Origin of the sequence: Acinetobacter johnsonii CIP 64.6, from assembly GCF_000368045.1 — a bacterium.
Lineage (GTDB): Bacteria > Pseudomonadota > Gammaproteobacteria > Pseudomonadales > Moraxellaceae > Acinetobacter > Acinetobacter johnsonii.
In genome coordinates this window covers 18,228-34,229 of sequence record NZ_KB849229.1, presented here as the reverse complement: position 1 = coordinate 34,229, position 16,002 = coordinate 18,228, and the positions used below count along the sequence as shown (strand labels likewise).

Annotated in this window: 18 protein-coding genes; 14 read left to right on the top strand and 4 right to left on the bottom strand. The window is 42.7% G+C overall.

What is annotated here, in order from left to right:
* Positions 1-57: 57 nt before the first annotated feature.
* Positions 58-630 (bottom strand): 1,6-anhydro-N-acetylmuramyl-L-alanine amidase AmpD, encoded by a 573-nt coding sequence (ampD, locus tag F986_RS00165; RefSeq protein WP_004684201.1) that lies wholly within the window; start codon positions 628-630, stop codon positions 58-60.
* A 184-nt stretch (positions 631-814) separates the two neighbouring features.
* On the opposite strand from ampD, the gene nadC reads away from it, so the two are divergent.
* Positions 815-1,660, top strand: a complete 846-nt coding sequence (nadC, locus tag F986_RS00160) for a carboxylating nicotinate-nucleotide diphosphorylase (protein ID WP_004684200.1) — start codon at positions 815-817, stop codon at positions 1,658-1,660.
* 73 nt (positions 1,661-1,733) lie between these two features.
* On the opposite strand, the gene rph is transcribed toward nadC, so the two are convergent.
* Positions 1,734-2,450 (bottom strand): ribonuclease PH, encoded by a 717-nt coding sequence (gene rph / locus F986_RS00155; RefSeq protein ID WP_004684198.1) that lies wholly within the window; start codon positions 2,448-2,450, stop codon positions 1,734-1,736.
* 161 nt (positions 2,451-2,611) lie between these two features.
* On the opposite strand from rph, the gene F986_RS00150 reads away from it, so the two are divergent.
* Positions 2,612-3,289 (top strand): TetR family transcriptional regulator, encoded by a 678-nt coding sequence (locus tag F986_RS00150; RefSeq protein ID WP_004684197.1) that lies wholly within the window; start codon positions 2,612-2,614, stop codon positions 3,287-3,289.
* A gap of 108 nt (positions 3,290-3,397) precedes the next feature.
* Entirely contained in the window at positions 3,398-5,032 is a 1,635-nt protein-coding gene (locus F986_RS00145) for an O-antigen ligase family protein (RefSeq protein ID WP_004684195.1), read from the top strand.
* A 75-nt stretch (positions 5,033-5,107) separates the two neighbouring features.
* On the opposite strand, the gene F986_RS00140 is transcribed toward F986_RS00145, so the two are convergent.
* The gene (locus F986_RS00140; protein ID WP_004684194.1) at positions 5,108-5,725 is read right to left on the bottom strand and encodes a thiol:disulfide interchange protein DsbA/DsbL; all 618 of its coding nucleotides are present in this window, start codon (positions 5,723-5,725) and stop codon (positions 5,108-5,110) included.
* A gap of 180 nt (positions 5,726-5,905) precedes the next feature.
* Here F986_RS00140 and ubiG point away from each other — a divergent pair, with 180 nt between their 5' ends.
* The 4 genes from ubiG to F986_RS00120 all read left to right on the top strand — a co-directional run bounded on the left by ubiG (position 5,906) and on the right by F986_RS00120 (position 8,669).
* On the top strand, positions 5,906-6,622 hold the full coding sequence (ubiG, locus tag F986_RS00135; RefSeq protein ID WP_004684193.1) for a bifunctional 2-polyprenyl-6-hydroxyphenol methylase/3-demethylubiquinol 3-O-methyltransferase UbiG: 717 nt from the start codon (positions 5,906-5,908) through the stop codon (positions 6,620-6,622).
* Positions 6,619-7,314 carry an HAD family hydrolase gene (locus tag F986_RS00130; protein WP_004684191.1) on the top strand — a complete coding sequence of 232 codons (696 nt, stop codon included), beginning with the start codon at positions 6,619-6,621 and terminating at the stop codon, positions 7,312-7,314. The genes ubiG and F986_RS00130 overlap by 4 nt, the downstream gene beginning before the upstream one ends.
* 36 nt (positions 7,315-7,350) lie before the next feature.
* On the top strand, positions 7,351-8,097 hold the full coding sequence (locus tag F986_RS00125; RefSeq protein ID WP_004684190.1) for a YciK family oxidoreductase: 747 nt from the start codon (positions 7,351-7,353) through the stop codon (positions 8,095-8,097).
* A gap of 152 nt (positions 8,098-8,249) precedes the next feature.
* Positions 8,250-8,669 (top strand): hypothetical protein, encoded by a 420-nt coding sequence (locus tag F986_RS00120; protein WP_026056511.1) that lies wholly within the window; start codon positions 8,250-8,252, stop codon positions 8,667-8,669.
* Between the two features lie 120 nt (positions 8,670-8,789).
* On the opposite strand, the gene F986_RS00115 is transcribed toward F986_RS00120, so the two are convergent.
* Positions 8,790-10,007 (bottom strand): RNA-guided endonuclease TnpB family protein, encoded by a 1,218-nt coding sequence (locus tag F986_RS00115; protein WP_004684187.1) that lies wholly within the window; start codon positions 10,005-10,007, stop codon positions 8,790-8,792.
* Between the two features lie 39 nt (positions 10,008-10,046).
* On the opposite strand from F986_RS00115, the gene tnpA reads away from it, so the two are divergent.
* The 7 genes from tnpA to F986_RS00085 all read left to right on the top strand — a co-directional run bounded on the left by tnpA (position 10,047) and on the right by F986_RS00085 (position 15,980).
* Positions 10,047-10,445, top strand: coding sequence for an IS200/IS605 family transposase (tnpA, locus tag F986_RS00110; RefSeq protein WP_004684186.1), 399 nt, complete (start codon positions 10,047-10,049; stop codon positions 10,443-10,445).
* A gap of 220 nt (positions 10,446-10,665) precedes the next feature.
* Complete coding sequence (locus tag F986_RS18325; protein WP_004684184.1) at positions 10,666-10,821, top strand: hypothetical protein; 156 nt, start codon at positions 10,666-10,668, stop codon at positions 10,819-10,821.
* Positions 10,822-11,161: 340 nt separating this feature from the next.
* Positions 11,162-11,545, top strand: a complete 384-nt coding sequence (locus F986_RS00105) for an RcnB family protein (protein WP_004684183.1) — start codon at positions 11,162-11,164, stop codon at positions 11,543-11,545.
* A gap of 299 nt (positions 11,546-11,844) precedes the next feature.
* Positions 11,845-12,201 carry an RcnB family protein gene (locus F986_RS00100; RefSeq protein ID WP_004684182.1) on the top strand — a complete coding sequence of 119 codons (357 nt, stop codon included), beginning with the start codon at positions 11,845-11,847 and terminating at the stop codon, positions 12,199-12,201.
* Between the two features lie 124 nt (positions 12,202-12,325).
* Complete coding sequence (argA, locus tag F986_RS00095; protein WP_004684180.1) at positions 12,326-13,678, top strand: amino-acid N-acetyltransferase; 1,353 nt, start codon at positions 12,326-12,328, stop codon at positions 13,676-13,678.
* 330 nt (positions 13,679-14,008) lie between these two features.
* A complete protein-coding gene (locus F986_RS00090) occupies positions 14,009-14,968 on the top strand; it encodes a sulfonate ABC transporter substrate-binding protein (RefSeq protein ID WP_004684179.1) in 960 nt (319 codons plus the stop codon).
* 16 nt (positions 14,969-14,984) lie between these two features.
* Positions 14,985-15,980, top strand: a complete 996-nt coding sequence (locus F986_RS00085) for an aliphatic sulfonate ABC transporter substrate-binding protein (RefSeq protein ID WP_004684177.1) — start codon at positions 14,985-14,987, stop codon at positions 15,978-15,980.
* Positions 15,981-16,002 lie beyond the last annotated feature (22 nt).

Here is a 16,002-nt window from a genome sequence, read left to right as displayed (position 1 = left end):
ATTGTAATGAAACTTCAGCGAATATTTGATTGTTTAATGTTGTTGTTGACTCTCAATTCATTGACTTTTTAACTGCTGCAAACGATTTCGATAGTCTAACCAATCAAAAAATGGGCCTGGATCGGTCTTACGTCCTGGTGCAATATCGGAATGTCCCGCCAAATGCTGCTGAATTTGAGGATAGGCCTGTTGTAAACAGGCCGTCACGTGTACCAATGTTTCATATTGAGCATCTTCAAAAGGTAAGTCATCACTGCCCTCAAGCTCAATACCAATCGAATAATCATTGCACTCTTTTTTAGCCAGATAGCTTGAGCGTCCTGCATGCCATGCACGGTCGTTAAAATTGACAAATTGTAAGACTTCGCCACTTCTTAAAATCAGTAAATGCGCTGAGACTTGCATGCCTTGAATAGTTTGAAAATATGGATGTACTGACCAATCTAATTGATTTTGAAAAAATTGTTCAATATAGCCGCCGCCAAACTGTGAGGGAGGCAAGCTGATATTATGGATGACAATCAGTTGAACCTCAGTATCAGCAGGACGTGCATTAAAATTAGGCGATGGAATTTGTCTCGCTCCTAGCAGTTGCCCTGCGTGCACTTGAAACGACGGAATGACCTGCATATTTTTATTCCTCAAACCCATTACGCCCTTTGGGCAATCTTTTTTAATGTCTCTCATGCTAAATCTTTCCCCGTTATTTCTCAAATTGATCAGCGTTTGATTCTGAAATTTTCACGCCTCTTTCAGGAAAAATGCTAATATATTGCGCAATTTTCATGGCTTCTATAAAGATACGGACAATCGGATGAGCATATCGCAGCAACTGCTTGAACAATCTATTCAACTGAATATTCAACAGGCATTACAAGAAGACATTGGTGATGGTGACATTACGGCACTTTTGACGCCTGAAGATGAACAAGCGACTGCGACCATTATTAGCCGTGAAGACATGATTCTTGCAGGTCAACCTTGGGTCAATGCATTAATTGCAGCTTTCGATTCCAGTGTACAAATCACGTGGCTAAAAAATGATGGCGATCTGGTTCGTGCCAATGAAACCATTTTTAAACTGGCGGGTTCAGCACGCAGCTTACTTACGGTTGAACGCCCTGCACTCAACTTTGTACAAACGCTATCTGCTGTGGCCAGCAAAACTGCGGAATATGTCAAACAGCTCGATGGCTTAAACACCAAGTTGCTCGACACCCGTAAAACCCTACCAGGTCTGCGTATTGCCCAGAAATATGCTGTCGCGGTCGGTGGTGGTCAAAACCACCGTTTAGGTCTATTCGATGCTTTTTTAATTAAAGAAAATCACATCATGGCAGCGGGTGGCATTGCTCAAGCTATTGCCAAAGCGCATCAAATTGCCCCAGGCAAACCTGTCGAAGTCGAAGTTGAAACTTGGGCTGAATTAGACCAAGCATTGGAAGCCCAAGCCGATATCGTGATGTTAGATAACTTTAGCCAGCAACAAATGATTGATGCGGTCAAGTATGTTGCAGGACGTTGTAAATTGGAAGCGTCAGGGAATATCACCATTGCCAACTTACGTGAAGTCGCAAGCACAGGCGTGGATTATATTTCGATGGGTGTATTGACCAAAGATGTCAAAGCAGTCGACCTTTCTATGCGTTTTAATGCTTAATTCCAATAGTTCGCATTCAATCCACACGCAATAAAAAACGCACTCTAGAGTGCGTTTTTTATTGCGTTAAAACTTACCAGCCCAGTGCTTGCTGCTGTTTTTTCACCAATTCTTGAATGCCCTTTTCCGCCATTTCTAACATGGCATTGCACTGTACACGGGTAAATGGTTTATCTTCTGCCGTACCTTGAATTTCAATAAACTCGCCAGCTTGGGTCATGACCACGTTTAAATCCGTTTGGCAGTTTGAGTCTTCTTCATAGCACAAGTCTAAAAGCACTTCGTCTTGGAAAATACCGACTGAAATTGCAGCCACTAAGCCTTTTAATGGATCTTGCTTAATTTTCTTTTTCTCAAGCAATGTGTTCATCGCATCAATGAGGGCCACCGCAGCACCAGTGATCGCAGCAGTACGTGTACCGCCATCTGCCTGAATCACATCACAGTCGATGGTAATGGTGTTTTCACCTAATTTTTTTAAATCCACCATAGCGCGTAGACTACGGCCAATCAAACGTTGAATTTCTTGAGTACGACCACTTTGCTTACCACGCGCAGCCTCACGGTCACTACGGGTATGCGTCGAACGTGGCAACATGCCATATTCAGCGGTTACCCAGCCTTGACCCTTGCCTTTTAAAAAGCGTGGCACTGAGTTATCAATACTTGCCGTACAAAGAACTTTGGTATGACCAAACTCAACCAATACCGAACCTTCCGCATAACGTGTGTAGTTACGAGTAATGGTGACATCACGTAATTGATCTAATGTTCGTTGGTCGATACGCATAATACGCCCTTCATCTGACTAAATAGGTTGGCGCATAGTATAGCAGAAGCAGACCCAAAGCATTTGTCTGACTGCATTGCATTTGTAATTGATCGCCTGTTTCCCTACCCATCCATATTCTTTGTTAAACTGAAGCTTAAAAGAGGCTGAGGCAATCATCTATGTCGATTCGAGAAGAACGTAAACAACAAAGCCGCCAAGCTTTGCTGAATGCTGCATTACAACTCAGCACCTCTGGACGTTCCTTTGCTCGCATTAGTCTGCGTGAAGTCACTCGCCAAGTAGGGTTAGTACCGACCGCTTTTTATCGTCACTTTAATGATTTGGATGAGCTGGGACTTGAACTGGTCGATCAAGCTGCGCTCCACATCAAAAGTATGTTGACGCAATTAGGACAAAGCTATGTTTATGGTCCACATGCCACGATTGAGCATAGTTTAGATCTATTTTTTCATGCTGTAGAGCAACATCCTGAACAGTGGATTTTCTTGATTGGAGAACGTTGGGGTGGGTCAGCCTTGATCCGTGCAGCCGTTGAGCGAGAAATTGCCTTTTTAATCGATGACTTCGCCCATGAACTAACCCGTATTGAAAGCATGCAACATATTCATGACAGCGAAGACCTCAAAGTATTGGCCAATATTTTAATGGATGCCTCCTTTAACTGGGCCATGCGCTGGATTGGTTTGAGTCGAGATGTAGCTCTCGATAAACTCCAACAGCAGCAGGCTGCATTTAAACTGCAAACCATCGTGCAGATTCAACTCATGTTCCGTGGAATCTCCAATTGGCAACGACCATCTGCTCAAACCAAACACGCCAATCCGACTTTGCATTAAGCCGCTCGCAGACGCAATTTTGGTGTATTACAAAATTTTTAATGCGCTTTACTCAAACTTGGATGCTTTTTCACTATCATAGAGCCAGTTTTTTCATCTGTAGCTCCTATGCGTTTTTTTCTTTTTTTAGCGGCGAGTGTCTGTATTGCCTTGGCATGGCTATTGCCCATTCATTATCGCCCTTGGGTCACCTATACAGGTGAATTGTTTGCATTTTTATCTTTATTTGCACTCTCTGCCTTATTTTTAAAAGAAAAACTCTTGCTCCCGAAAGTGAGTCTGCCACTATTGCTATTGAGTCTGGTGCCCTTCATTCAGTACGGTTTTGGCGAGCTGTTCTTTTTCAGCAAAGCACTGATGTGTGGCTTATATATCTTTGCATTTTGGCTGAGTATGGTTTTAGGTTTTAACCTGAGCCAAAAACCCTTGGAACGTGAGCAATTATTTAGTGGTCTGTGTAGTGTATTTTGGTCGGTCGGTCTGGTAACAGCGCTCATCGCCACTTGCCAATGGCTCAATATTGAACAGTACATTCCCGGTATGACCACTTTAAAAGGCGATCGTCCTTATGCCAACTTTGCTCAGCCGAACAATATGGCAAGCTTTCTGATACTGTCCTTACTCGGCACACTGTACCTATTTGAAAAGAAAAAACTCAGCTCGATTCTGCTGTGCGCAAGTGCTGCATTGATGTTATTTGCGGTAGCCCTGAGTCAGTCCCGCACATCATGGGTCGCAAGTATCTGTCTACTGCTGTATTTGCTCTATCAACAGTACAAAGGTGTGGTTCAACTGAAGTGGTATAGTGCTCTCGCATGGTTTGCGTTGTTCATTGCATTTACTGCGTTTATTCCACAACTCAATCACCTGTTGGCTCAGCTGTCTAATGTCGAAGTGACCCAAACCCGTGATGCGGTTGCGCGAGCAACGGGCGATATGTCACGTCTTGCCATTTGGCAACAGATGCTCCATGCCATTGCTGAGCGACCTTGGTTTGGTTATGGTTGGCATCAAACCAGTGTGGCTTACACCCTAATCAGTGATCAGTTCCAAGGCCCCGTTTGGGTGAAAAGTGCGCACAACTTCATTCTCGACTTTATGTTGTGGAATGGATTAGTGATTGCGATTCCATTTTTTGCCTATCTCAGCTATTGGGGCTATCAACTGCAAAAGCATGCGACATCGCTCGAATCTGTCATTGGACTTCTGATGGTCGGCGCTTTACTGATTCACGGTATGCTCGAATTTCCGTTGTTCTACGCTTATTTCTTACTACCACTCGGGTTGATTCTAGGGATCATTCAATCCCAGCAAAAAGTGAAAACGTGGACTTTACCGAGCTTTGCCATGCCGATTACATTTACTGTCTGTGTGGTCTTGGTCGCACTGATTATTCGTGACTATGAGTTGATGGTACCAAAGCTGAATCAAGCTTCTCGTTATGAACACACCCCTGAAAAGTTCACCAATCAAGATCACATTTTACTGCTGTCGGAGTTTAACCGCCGCATTGAATGGATTCAGTTAAATCCATACAGCAAAGTCAGCCCTGAGCAAATTCGTGACTATGAGGAAATGGTGCTGAACTACCCGATTCCCTATGATTTGATCAAATTTGCCAAACTCTTGGCCTTTAATGGACATGAAGCCGAAGCTCGTCATCAACTATGGCGCTTAAAAACCTTAAGAAAAATTGAGCTGCGTTATGAGGATTTATTGCAGCCAGCATCAGCTGCGCAATAAACATCATTAATCCATAAAAAAAGCCTGCATCAGCAGGCTTTTTTAATTGAATAAGGACTTACAAACACATTCAGCTTATTTTGCAGCGCGTTCTTTTTCAATCAAGTAATCCACGACTTGAGTCACTTTAGCATCTTCACCTTGCACAATATATTTACCATTCACCGTCACAGCAGGAACACCACTGAGTTGATAGCGCTTGGCTAAGTCTTGTGCTTGTGCAATTTTTGAAGTGATCGCAAATGATTTATAAGTGCTGTTAAATTTCGCTTCTGGAATACCAAACTGAGTATAGAACTTGGCTAAAGCAGGTTGCTCTAGAATTGGTTGATTTTGATCATGAATGGCATGGAATAAAGTCAAGTGGGTCTTTTTACGTACACCCAAGGCCTCAGACACATAATAAGCTCGCGCCGCTTGCTCCCACACTGGATTCATGGCTGCTGGCGTACGCACGAAACGCACATCTTTCGGTAGTTTTTTCAACCAAGTCTGCATATGCGGTTCAAGTTTAAAACAGTGACCACAGCCATACCAAAAGAATTCGCGGACTTCAATTTTTCCTGGCACTTCCACCTGTACAGGTGTTGGTACGACGATATAGTCCTGACCTGCCACAAAATTTGCAGCCAATGCGCTACCGGAAATAGCGAAAACAGCGGTTGCTAAGCCACTCAAAAGGAGTTTTTTCATTGAACTTATTGTCCTCAAAATCATTATGATAAGTTTATGCAAATACTATAAATCAAATATGCCAAATTCGTTTTCATTCTGTGAACTTTTTTCAGGCTTTTATCGCTTTTTCTAGAATAAACGCTACACTAAGCCCTATTGAACGTTTTAAATATCATGACTTAAATTGAGGTGCCGACGATGTCGCAACTGAATGTTGATCCACAAGAAATTGCCAAATTTGAAGCATTTGCTGCCATATGGTGGGATCAGCACTCGGAGTTCCGCCCTTTACATATGATCAACCCACTACGCTTAAACTGGATTGATGAACATGCAGGTGGACTCAATGGGAAAAAAGTTCTTGATGTCGGCTGTGGTGGCGGAATTTTAGCTGAAAGTATGGCACGTCGTGGTGCAGATGTGCTCGGCATTGATATGGGCGAAGCTCCGCTGAATGTGGCACGTTTACATGCAGAACAAGAAGGTGTTGAGCATATTGAATATCGCCAAATTCCAGTGGAGCAGCTCGCAGAAGAACAAGCAGGACAATACGATGTCGTGACCTGCATGGAAATGTTGGAACACGTGCCCAATCCAGCCTCAATCATTGAAGCCTGCCATAAACTGGTGAAACCAGGTGGTCATGTATTCTTCTCCACCATTAACCGTAATCCCAAAGCCTACCTGTTTGCTATTATTGGCGCTGAATATGTACTGCGCATGTTAGCCAAAGGCACCCACGATTATCAAAAATTCATTAAGCCCTCAGAACTGGCACATGATATTCGCGGCGCAGGGCTCAAACTGAAAGACATGACGGGTTTACATTACAATCCATTGACCAAACGCTATTGGTTAGCGCCAAATGTCGATGTCAATTACATGGTCTATACCGTAAAAGAAGGTGCTGCATGAAAGCCGTCTTATTCGACCTTGACGGCACACTGATCGACACTGCCGCCGACTTTATTCGCATTATTCAAGACATGTGCCGTGAAAAAGGCGTCGCTGTGGTCGATGCAGACCTGATCCGTAGCCAAGTCTCTGAAGGCGCACGGGCTATGGTGAAATTGGTTTATCCAGAACTGGAAGTCGAAGACCCAATTTTTCTGGCACATCGTCAGCGTTTTTTAGACACCTATGGGGCGGATATTGCGGTAGATACCGACCTATTTACTGGCATGTATCCGCTACTTGAAAAACTTGAAAACCAAGAAATTCCATGGGGCATTGTCACCAATAAACCACGTTGGCTCAGTGAAGCATTATTAGACGCGCTGGATTTGACAAAACGCTGCGCTGTTTTGGTCTGCCCAGAGGATGTCAGCAAAACCAAGCCTGATCCTGAACCAATGTATTTGGCAGCCAAGCACATCACGATTGCGCCTGAAGACTGTATCTATGTTGGCGATCATCCACGTGACATCGATGCGGGTCGTAATGCGCAGATGTATACCATTTTGGCGGCTTATGGTTATTTACCATTCGCGCACAAAGATGACTTAACAGCGTGGCAAGCAGATTGTATAGTGAAGACTGTGGCTGAATTGGACGATGTTATTCAGTCTCTCGTGAGTCAAACTACACCGTCCAATTCACTGACTTGATCACAATTAAAAAATCAAAATAACGAGGAGGTAATGATGAAATATTCAGAATATCAACCTCGCCCCGATCTGCTCAAAGATCGCATCATCTTAATTACAGGTGCGGGCGATGGTATTGGTCGTGCTGCTGCATTAAGTTATGCCCTACACGGCGCAACTGTGGTGTTGCATGGGCGTACCTTAAATAAGCTCGAAGTCATTTATGATGAAATTGAAGGCTTAGGTGCGCCGCAACCTGCAATTTTACCCTTGCAGCTGTCGAGCGCCTCTCCTCGTGATTATGAATTATTGGTTGACACTTTAGAGCGCCAATTTGGGCGCTTAGATGGCATTTTGCATAATGCGGGCATTTTGGGTGAGCGCACCGAACTGGAAAATTATCCTGTCGATGTCTGGGATGATGTCATGGCCGTCAACTTGCGTGCGCCATTCGTTATGACTCAAGAGCTAATGCCACTTCTGAAAAAATCTGAGCATGCCTCCGTAGTTTTTGCCAGCTCAGGTGTCGGACGTGAAACGCGTGAACGTTGGGGCGCATATTCGGTGTCTAAGATCGCGATTGAAGCGGTCAGCCAACTGTTTGCCAAAGAAAATACCTCACCGAATATCCGCTTTAACTGTATCAATCCAGGGGCGACCCGCACTGCAATGCGTGCAAAAGCCTATCCCAATGAAGATCCAAAAACATTGCCAACGCCTGAAAATATCATGCCTGCCTATCTTTACTTGATGGGCGATGACAGTTTGCATATGAATGGTCAAAGTATTGATGCACAAGACTAAAATGTGTCACTTAAGAGGAAGCTTCGGCTTCCTTTTTTTATGCGTCAAACTGAAGCTTAGTCATCTGCAACATGATCTCAAGTTCAGAAAAGGTTGTCTTTTTTCAATTTTTGCGGATACTGATGTCCAACTCCATTTTTGAAGCATATGCCATGACGGACTTGAGCAACATCACTGTACAACCCACTGAAGATGGTATGGTTAGCCTGTTGATTGACCAACAGCCGATTTCAGAAAAATATGGAATGAAGTTTGAAGCCAGTATTGTGGAGGAACTTCAAGCCCTGGAAAATGGCGCCACACTTAAACTTTTCGACCAGTTTGTTTTTGCCCATACCGACTTGAACTTTGAACATAGCTATCACTACGTCACGGTCATTGCTAAGAATGATGAACAATATAAAGCAAAGAAAAGCTTTGTTTATCGCATCAAAATTGACGGTCAGCCCGACATTGAGCATGCCATCAGCAAAAATGGTGAACCGATGACTGCAGCCGATGTACGTGAATTTATCCAAGCGCATGTACAGAAATCATTGACTGATTATACCGACCTCAACTACGCCTATTGACATACTCCCACCACCAAACTAAGAGTTATGGTGGGGGAATTTGTGCGACCTATGCAATCAAATTGATTACACCTTTCGATGCCACACTTGCGCTGACTAGTATTGTGGCATAGGAACTCTTTACACAGCACGAAGCCCTAGTGCATCAGCTAAAGCGAAATTACGGATATTTATACTCGCATTCACATCACGATCTTCAACCAAATTGCAATTTGGACATTCAAACAATCTGACTCTTAGCGGTAACTTTTCCATCTTATAGCCACAGCAAGAACAAGTTTTTGAACTTGGAACAAATCTTCCAATTTGTAGAATATTCTTGCCAAACCATTTTGCCTTGTATTGCAATATCGTAAGAAATTGACCCCAAGCTACATCTGAAATAGACTTCGCTAATTTTCGATTCCTTACCATGTTTTTAATTCCTAAATCTTCTACTGCATACGTGGTCGCTTGGTTTTCACAGATCAAGTGATGCGTTAGTTTATGATGTAGGTCTAAGCGTTGCAAACGCACTTTTTCATGGATGAATGCAACACTTAACTTTTGACGCTGATAATTCTTAGATTCTTTCTGTTTTCGGGCAAATATCTTTTGTTGTATGGCTAAGCGTTTTTGAGCCTGCCGTAAGTGTCTTGGATTTTCAACTTTATCACCATTAGATTGAATGAGCATGTGATTCAAACCCATATCAATTCCAATAGTTTGATCGGGTTGAACTGTTGTTGGTGCAACAAGCTCTAACTCAGACTCAACTAAGATAGAAGCATAATACTTACCTGTTGCTGTTTTGCTAATGGTGACAGTTTTAATTTTCCCATCAAATGTCCGACTAAATACAGTTTTTATCCCTTTAATTTTAGGTACATGTAGTAAACCATACTCAAAGCTCACCGTTGCGTGCTGAGGGCATTGATAAGACCGTTGAGGTACTTTCTTGGATTTGAACCGTGGATAGCCAACAATATGACTCAATGGGCGTTTTTCATCAGGTTTTGGCTTGTAGCCTTTAATTTTCCTGAATTCAATCTTGCCTTTCTTCAATCGCTGAAAAAAATTGTTATAAGCAGTATGCAGGTGAAGTAATCCACTAAGAAGTGATTGACTGTTTACTTCATTCAACCATTCAAATTCAGGTTGCTTCTTCATTGCAACCAATTGGTCTTGAATATCCTTTTTTGATAATAATTTTTGAGTTTCTGAATGAACTTTGGTTTGAAGAGCTAAAGCCCAATTGAAAATAAAGCGAGTGCATCCGAAGTGCTTTTCAAACTGCACTTTCTGTTGAGAATTTGGATAGATGCGATATTTATACGCTTTCAAAAAAGGTTGTTTCATGGTTATAATTTAACAAATTAATTACTTAGTGTAAATATAATGAAATCACATTATCACTGTGTTTATAAGCTCACATATCATTTAGTGTTAGTGACAAAATATCGCAAGAAATGCCTTTCAAATGAAATGCTCAATCGGCTTGAAGAAATCGTAAAAAAGAACTGTGCCGATTGGGAAATTGACTTGCTTGAGTTTAATGGTGAAGCTGACCACATTCATTTACTACTAGAAATGCACCCGAATATCATGCCAAGCAAATTCATTAACAATCTAAAAACAGTGTCAAGCCGACTGATACGCAAAGAATTTGAGGAAGAACTAAAACCGTATTATTGGAAGCCTGTACTTTGGACGAGAGCATACTGTCTACTTACAACAGGCGGGGCTACAATTGATGTAATTCGGGAATATATAAAAAATCAAGAAAGACCTGAATAACGAAAAGTCGTGCTATCCATCACAATCTAAATCACAGATTATAGATGGAGAATTTCGCACAGTTAGTTAAGCCGAATCAGCCAAGTTGAAAACTCAGCTTGGCTAGTTGGATATTTTAAATCGTATTTTTAAATTATTTTAATAAAAATATTCGGTTTTTAAGATCAATGTTTCCTATTTATCATTCTGATTGATCAAGAATTGAAAATAAGGATGCAGCATGGCTGATTTGCAACGTAAACATGACACCATTCGTCATATCCATAATTTACAACTACCCGAAAGCCTGATTTGTGCTTTGGAGGATGCCAAACAAGCTGAAGCAGTGGTTCATTCAATCCGTTCATTACAACATCTAACGCAGCAGTGGAATTAAATAATGCACTATAGTTAAATCACTATAAAATTACTACAAATAAGCCTATGAATTATTTATAGTTTTTTTATAATCTTGTATGGACAATAAAGTAGTTTGACTATATGCGTTCTTTGACAAAGGGAGATCTGAGCCCTCAAAATGAGTCAAAAATCAGAAGATACCGACTGTTTGCTTTGGCCTTTGGCGCAATTGATGATTTAATTCAGGCTTAGAATTGGGCATAATCTTCTTAATATCTCTGCATTTGTTAATAAATACCCAATTCATCTTCACAGTTTCTCTGCATTTTTTTCGTACATTATAGGAAAGAATGAAATTACCTTAATGAGGATTCAACATGAAAAAGATTTTGACAGTATTGGCAATCTCTTTCAGTGCTTTGATGGCAAGCAGTCTCAGTACTGCTGCCCCTCAGTTTGACCACGATCATCCACGCTATGGCAATGAGCCACGCGGACGTGACTTTCGCGATTCAGGTAATGACGATCAGCAAGATCGTCGACGTATGCGCGAAGAGCGCGGTGTCAAACGTTTACAACAGCATAAATGGCAACAAGGTTATGTCATGCCACAGCATTACCGTGGTAACGGCTATAAAGTCGAATATAAAGACCATAATCTTCCAAAGCCAAACAGAAACCAGCAGTGGTACAAAATCAACAATGACTACATCTTAGTCGACGCAGACAGCAACAATATTCTGCGCATTATGGGGCTTTAATCTGCGCTTCATTTTGTATAACTACTCGACATTATTCTTGAGACCTGAATCAACACCCTTTCACCCGCTTTAGTACGACTGCATACTCCTCTTAAGAGACCACAGTCAGGCACAGCATGGAAGGCGTTGTTTCAGGTTTTTTATGTGCCAAAGCTTTTGTTTGCAAGCATTGCAGAAAAACAACCATCTCCTCAGTCTCTTCATACATTTCACAATTCACCTAAATAGCCCTCACGCTTTCTCTAGAGTTATTCGCTAATTTTGAATGATCGAAACAAGACTCATACTGGACGAAAGCAATGAAAAAAATTCTGACTGCAATCACACTCTCTTTAGGCGCGCTCATGGCCACATCTGCAATGGCAGCACCACAATACTATGACCGCGCGCATGCTCATGACTCGCGCTGGGATCATCGCGATGACCGTCGTTGGGACAATGACAATCGCTACCAAAACAAACGTGTTAACCCAAGCCGTGACTGGCGCTCAGGTCAAACCTTGCCACGAGGCTATGACTCATCGCGTTACCATGTCAGTGACCGCGAAGCACGTCGCCTACCCAACACTGGACGCTACCAACAATGGTATAAGGTCAATGGTGACTATGTTTTAGTCAATGAACGCAATAACCGTATCCTACGTATTATCGGTTAATTCTGGCTGGTGTCGCAAAACCGATCGAACACCTGAACATTGCTTCAGGTGTTTTTCTATTTAACACTTCCTCTTCTGCATTTTTTGATTAAAATCATGCTAAGTAGTTCATTTTGAGACAGGCATGCAAACGAATTCGATCGAAACACATCACAGTACAACTTTGCAGTATGTGCATTGGTTTCGACATTCTGCGCCTTATATCAATGCTCACCGTAATAAAACCTTTGTGATTATGTTCGATGGTGAAGCCGTTCAGCATGATAACTTTCAACATATTATTCACGATATTGCCTTACTGCATTCACTCGGTATTCGTCTGATCTTGGTGCATGGAGCACGACCGCAAATCAACCACAACTTAAAACAAAGCCAGATACAAACGCCATTTCATCAACATCGCCGCGTGACCACGCGAGAATCACTAAGTTGCGTGATGAATGCGGTAGGCTCAATTCGTTTGCAAATTGAAGCCTTACTGTCTATGGGACTGGCCAATTCACCGATGTATGGTGCACGCATTGATGTAGTTTCAGGGAATTTTGTTACAGCCAAGCCCTATGGCATTCGCGATGGGGTCGATTTTCAGTTAACCGGCGAAGTTCGTACGGTCGATACCGATGCCATTCAACGCCATTTGGATAATCACAATATTGTGCTGCTCGGGCCAACTGGCTATTCCACCACAGGCGAAGTATTCAATCTGCTGGCTGAAGAAGTGGCGACCCGTACAGCGATTCATCTTAAAGCGGATAAACTGATTTTCTTGGGCAAACAACATGGTCTGCTCAATGAACATGGTCAGTTGCAACGCGAAATTTCGCCACACAAGCTCGATGCACAAATTGAGAAGTACCAAGATTCGAATCCAGACATTGCCGTGCTTTTACGCGGTGCTAAAAAGGCCTCCACACATGGCGTCCATCGTGTCCATCTGATTTCCTATGCTTATGATGGTGCCTTGGTTGAGGAGCTCTTCACGCGTGATGGTTCGGGCACCATGATTACCGATGCCCATTATGAAGAAGTTCGTATGGCCAACATTCAAGATGTCGGCGGACTGATTAACCTATTACGCCCACTTGAAGAAGAAGGCATTTTGGTTTATCGCTCACGTGAACGTCTCGAAAACGAAATTGGCCAATTTGCGGTGATTGAACGTGATGGCATGATCTTGGCCTGCGCCGCACTCTACCCACTGCCAGCAGCAGAGGGTGAAATCCGCAGTGCTGAAATTGCCTGTGTCGCAGTCGACCCGAGCTATCGCAAATCAAATCGCGGCAGCCAAATTTTGCATTATCTCGAAGGTAAAGCCCGCAGTATAGGCATTCAACAGTTGTTTGTACTGACCACACGTACTGCACATTGGTTCTTAGAACATGGCTTTGAAACGGCTAATGTCGATGAACTTCCCAATGCACGCCAAGCCTTATACAACTATCAGCGCAACTCGCTCGTCTTTAAAAAGCCACTTTAAGTGGCTTTTGCAGGATTATGGATATCTTTATTTCTCATATCTTTATCTAGAAAACACCGCAAAAATCGCTCAAAGCTATATTGTGTGAAACACTAAGCTTATTCCAAAAATAAAAATACCTTTTAAACAATAAATATCAATAAGTTAATCTCAATAAATTTTATATTTTATGTTTTTTATATTGCTGTTTTTTACATAAGTTTTGCACTTTTGTTTTTATCTTTTTTTTCATGTCTAAAGCCCGATTTCTTATTTTTTCTGAAAAGAAATGCCCATTAGCGTATGTGTTCACCAACTCACTCACCTTATTTATTTGGAGTTATGAAACACATGAGCACTTCTCGAGCACAGTTCTGGATCAAAACAACCGTTCTTTCTGCAGCAGTCGTGGGTGCCATGATGTTATCTGGATGTGGGAAAAAAGAGGCTGAAACCGTCACACTCAATATTGGCTTTCAAAAATATGGCATTTTGCCCATCGTCAAAGAGCGAGGCACTTTAGAAACGGCGCTTAAAGCACAAAATGTCCAAGTCAAATGGGTCGAGTTTCCTGCAGGTCCACAACTCCTCGAAGGTTTAAATGTCGGCAGTGTGGTCTTTGGTGAAGCAGGTGAAGCGCCTCCAATTTTCGCACAAGCTGCAAATTCGAACTTGGTTTACATTGCCAACCAACCTGCTGCACCTAAAGCAGAAGCACTGATCGTACAAAAAGACTCAAAGATTCAGAGCATTCAAGATTTAAAAGGCAAACGGATCGCACTCAACAAAGGTTCAAATGTGCATTACCTGCTACTTAAAGTATTAGAAGCGAATAACCTCAAACTTTCTGATATTGAAGCAGTCTATCTACCCCCATCAGATGCACGTGCTGCGTTTGAACGAGGTGCAGTCGATGCATGGGTCATTTGGGATCCCTTCTTTGCGGCCGCTGAACATCAAATTTCGGCACGTGTGATTGCTACGGGAGAAAACTTGGTGAGTAATCATCAGTTCTATTTGGCCGATCGTAAGTTTGCGGAAGCTCACCCAGAAGTCTTAAAAACAGTCGTGAAAGAATTAAATACCACAACACAGTGGGTTAAACAAAATCAACAACAAGCTGCCCAGTTGTTAGAAAAACCGACAGGCTTGCCTTTAGACATTTTACAAACCTCGATTGGTCGTATGGGCTTTGGCGTTCAACCCATTTCAGCCGAAGTCGCAAAAAAACAGCAGTACGTTGCCGATGCTTTCTATCAACAAAAACTCATTCCAAACAAGCTGAATATTGACGCTGCCATTATTAAATAAAAATATAGAGATCATTATGAAAACACTGAAAACAGTTTCCAGTATTGGCATCGTTAGCTTGAGTCTTGGACTCGGGGCATGCCAAAAGCAAGACACGGCAGCAACAAATATTTCTGAAAAGCAGGCAGCAGATCCAGTTAAAACCCTGTCGATTGGCTATCAAAAGTCGTCGTTGAACCTGTTGGTCGCACGTGAGCAAAAATTATTTGAGCAACAATTTCCTCAAGCCAAAATTGAATGGAAAGAGTTCCCTGCTGGCCCACAAATGTTAGAAGCATTATCCGTTGGTGCTGTCGATTTTGGTGCAGTGGGCAATACCCCACCGATCTTTGCCCAAGCTGCTGACAAAGAGCTGAGTTATGTCGGCTACGAACAAGTACCCGCTAACTCTCAAGCCCTGTTAATTCCTAAAAATAGTCGCATTGGTTCAATTCAAGCCCTAAAAGGCAAACGCATTGCCGTTCAGCGTGGCTCAAGCGCGCATGAGTTGTTGGCTAAAGTCTTACAAAAAGCAGGACTCAGTTGGCAGGACATTCAACCAATTTGGCTGCCCCCTGCGGATGCACGTGCCGCGTTTGATAAACAATCCATAGATGCATGGGCCATTTGGGAACCCTACCTCAGTGCAGCAGAGCAGGATGCACAGGCCAAAGTCTTGATTGATGGCACGGCATTTCCGCAAACCTATTCTTTTTATATTGGCAACCCCAAGTTCATTCAGGCTTATCCTGAGGCCACCGCTCAGTTCATTCACGGGCTGAATCAGGCCGATCAATGGGTGCTAAAAAACCAAGCACAGGCACTTTCGGTCTATACCCAAAGTACAGGTTTACAGCCCTCTATTGCCCAACGCGTCATCGACAAACGTCTGAAGCCTTCACCGATTCAAACCCTGACGCCTAAAGTGGTGCAAGCCCAACAACAAATTGCAGATTTGTTCCAACAAGTCCAGCTCATTCCGAAACACATTCAAGTTCAAAGTACCGTTTGGGTTGCACCGAGCAAACCTTAAACGACTCTATCTAAGGATTTTT

Coding starts and splice junctions, on each gene's coding strand:
- ampD (WP_004684201.1), bottom strand. CDS start 630: ATGCAGGTCATTCCGTCGTTTCAAGTGCACGCAGGGCAACTGCTAGGA.
- nadC (WP_004684200.1), top strand. CDS start 815: ATGAGCATATCGCAGCAACTGCTTGAACAATCTATTCAACTGAATATT.
- rph (WP_004684198.1), bottom strand. CDS start 2,450: ATGCGTATCGACCAACGAACATTAGATCAATTACGTGATGTCACCATT.
- F986_RS00150 (WP_004684197.1), top strand. CDS start 2,612: ATGTCGATTCGAGAAGAACGTAAACAACAAAGCCGCCAAGCTTTGCTG.
- F986_RS00145 (WP_004684195.1), top strand. CDS start 3,398: ATGCGTTTTTTTCTTTTTTTAGCGGCGAGTGTCTGTATTGCCTTGGCA.
- F986_RS00140 (WP_004684194.1), bottom strand. CDS start 5,725: ATGAAAAAACTCCTTTTGAGTGGCTTAGCAACCGCTGTTTTCGCTATT.
- ubiG (WP_004684193.1), top strand. CDS start 5,906: ATGTCGCAACTGAATGTTGATCCACAAGAAATTGCCAAATTTGAAGCA.
- F986_RS00130 (WP_004684191.1), top strand. CDS start 6,619: ATGAAAGCCGTCTTATTCGACCTTGACGGCACACTGATCGACACTGCC.
- F986_RS00125 (WP_004684190.1), top strand. CDS start 7,351: ATGAAATATTCAGAATATCAACCTCGCCCCGATCTGCTCAAAGATCGC.
- F986_RS00120 (WP_026056511.1), top strand. CDS start 8,250: ATGACGGACTTGAGCAACATCACTGTACAACCCACTGAAGATGGTATG.
- F986_RS00115 (WP_004684187.1), bottom strand. CDS start 10,007: ATGAAACAACCTTTTTTGAAAGCGTATAAATATCGCATCTATCCAAAT.
- tnpA (WP_004684186.1), top strand. CDS start 10,047: ATGAAATCACATTATCACTGTGTTTATAAGCTCACATATCATTTAGTG.
- F986_RS18325 (WP_004684184.1), top strand. CDS start 10,666: ATGGCTGATTTGCAACGTAAACATGACACCATTCGTCATATCCATAAT.
- F986_RS00105 (WP_004684183.1), top strand. CDS start 11,162: ATGAAAAAGATTTTGACAGTATTGGCAATCTCTTTCAGTGCTTTGATG.
- F986_RS00100 (WP_004684182.1), top strand. CDS start 11,845: ATGAAAAAAATTCTGACTGCAATCACACTCTCTTTAGGCGCGCTCATG.
- argA (WP_004684180.1), top strand. CDS start 12,326: ATGCAAACGAATTCGATCGAAACACATCACAGTACAACTTTGCAGTAT.
- F986_RS00090 (WP_004684179.1), top strand. CDS start 14,009: ATGAGCACTTCTCGAGCACAGTTCTGGATCAAAACAACCGTTCTTTCT.
- F986_RS00085 (WP_004684177.1), top strand. CDS start 14,985: ATGAAAACACTGAAAACAGTTTCCAGTATTGGCATCGTTAGCTTGAGT.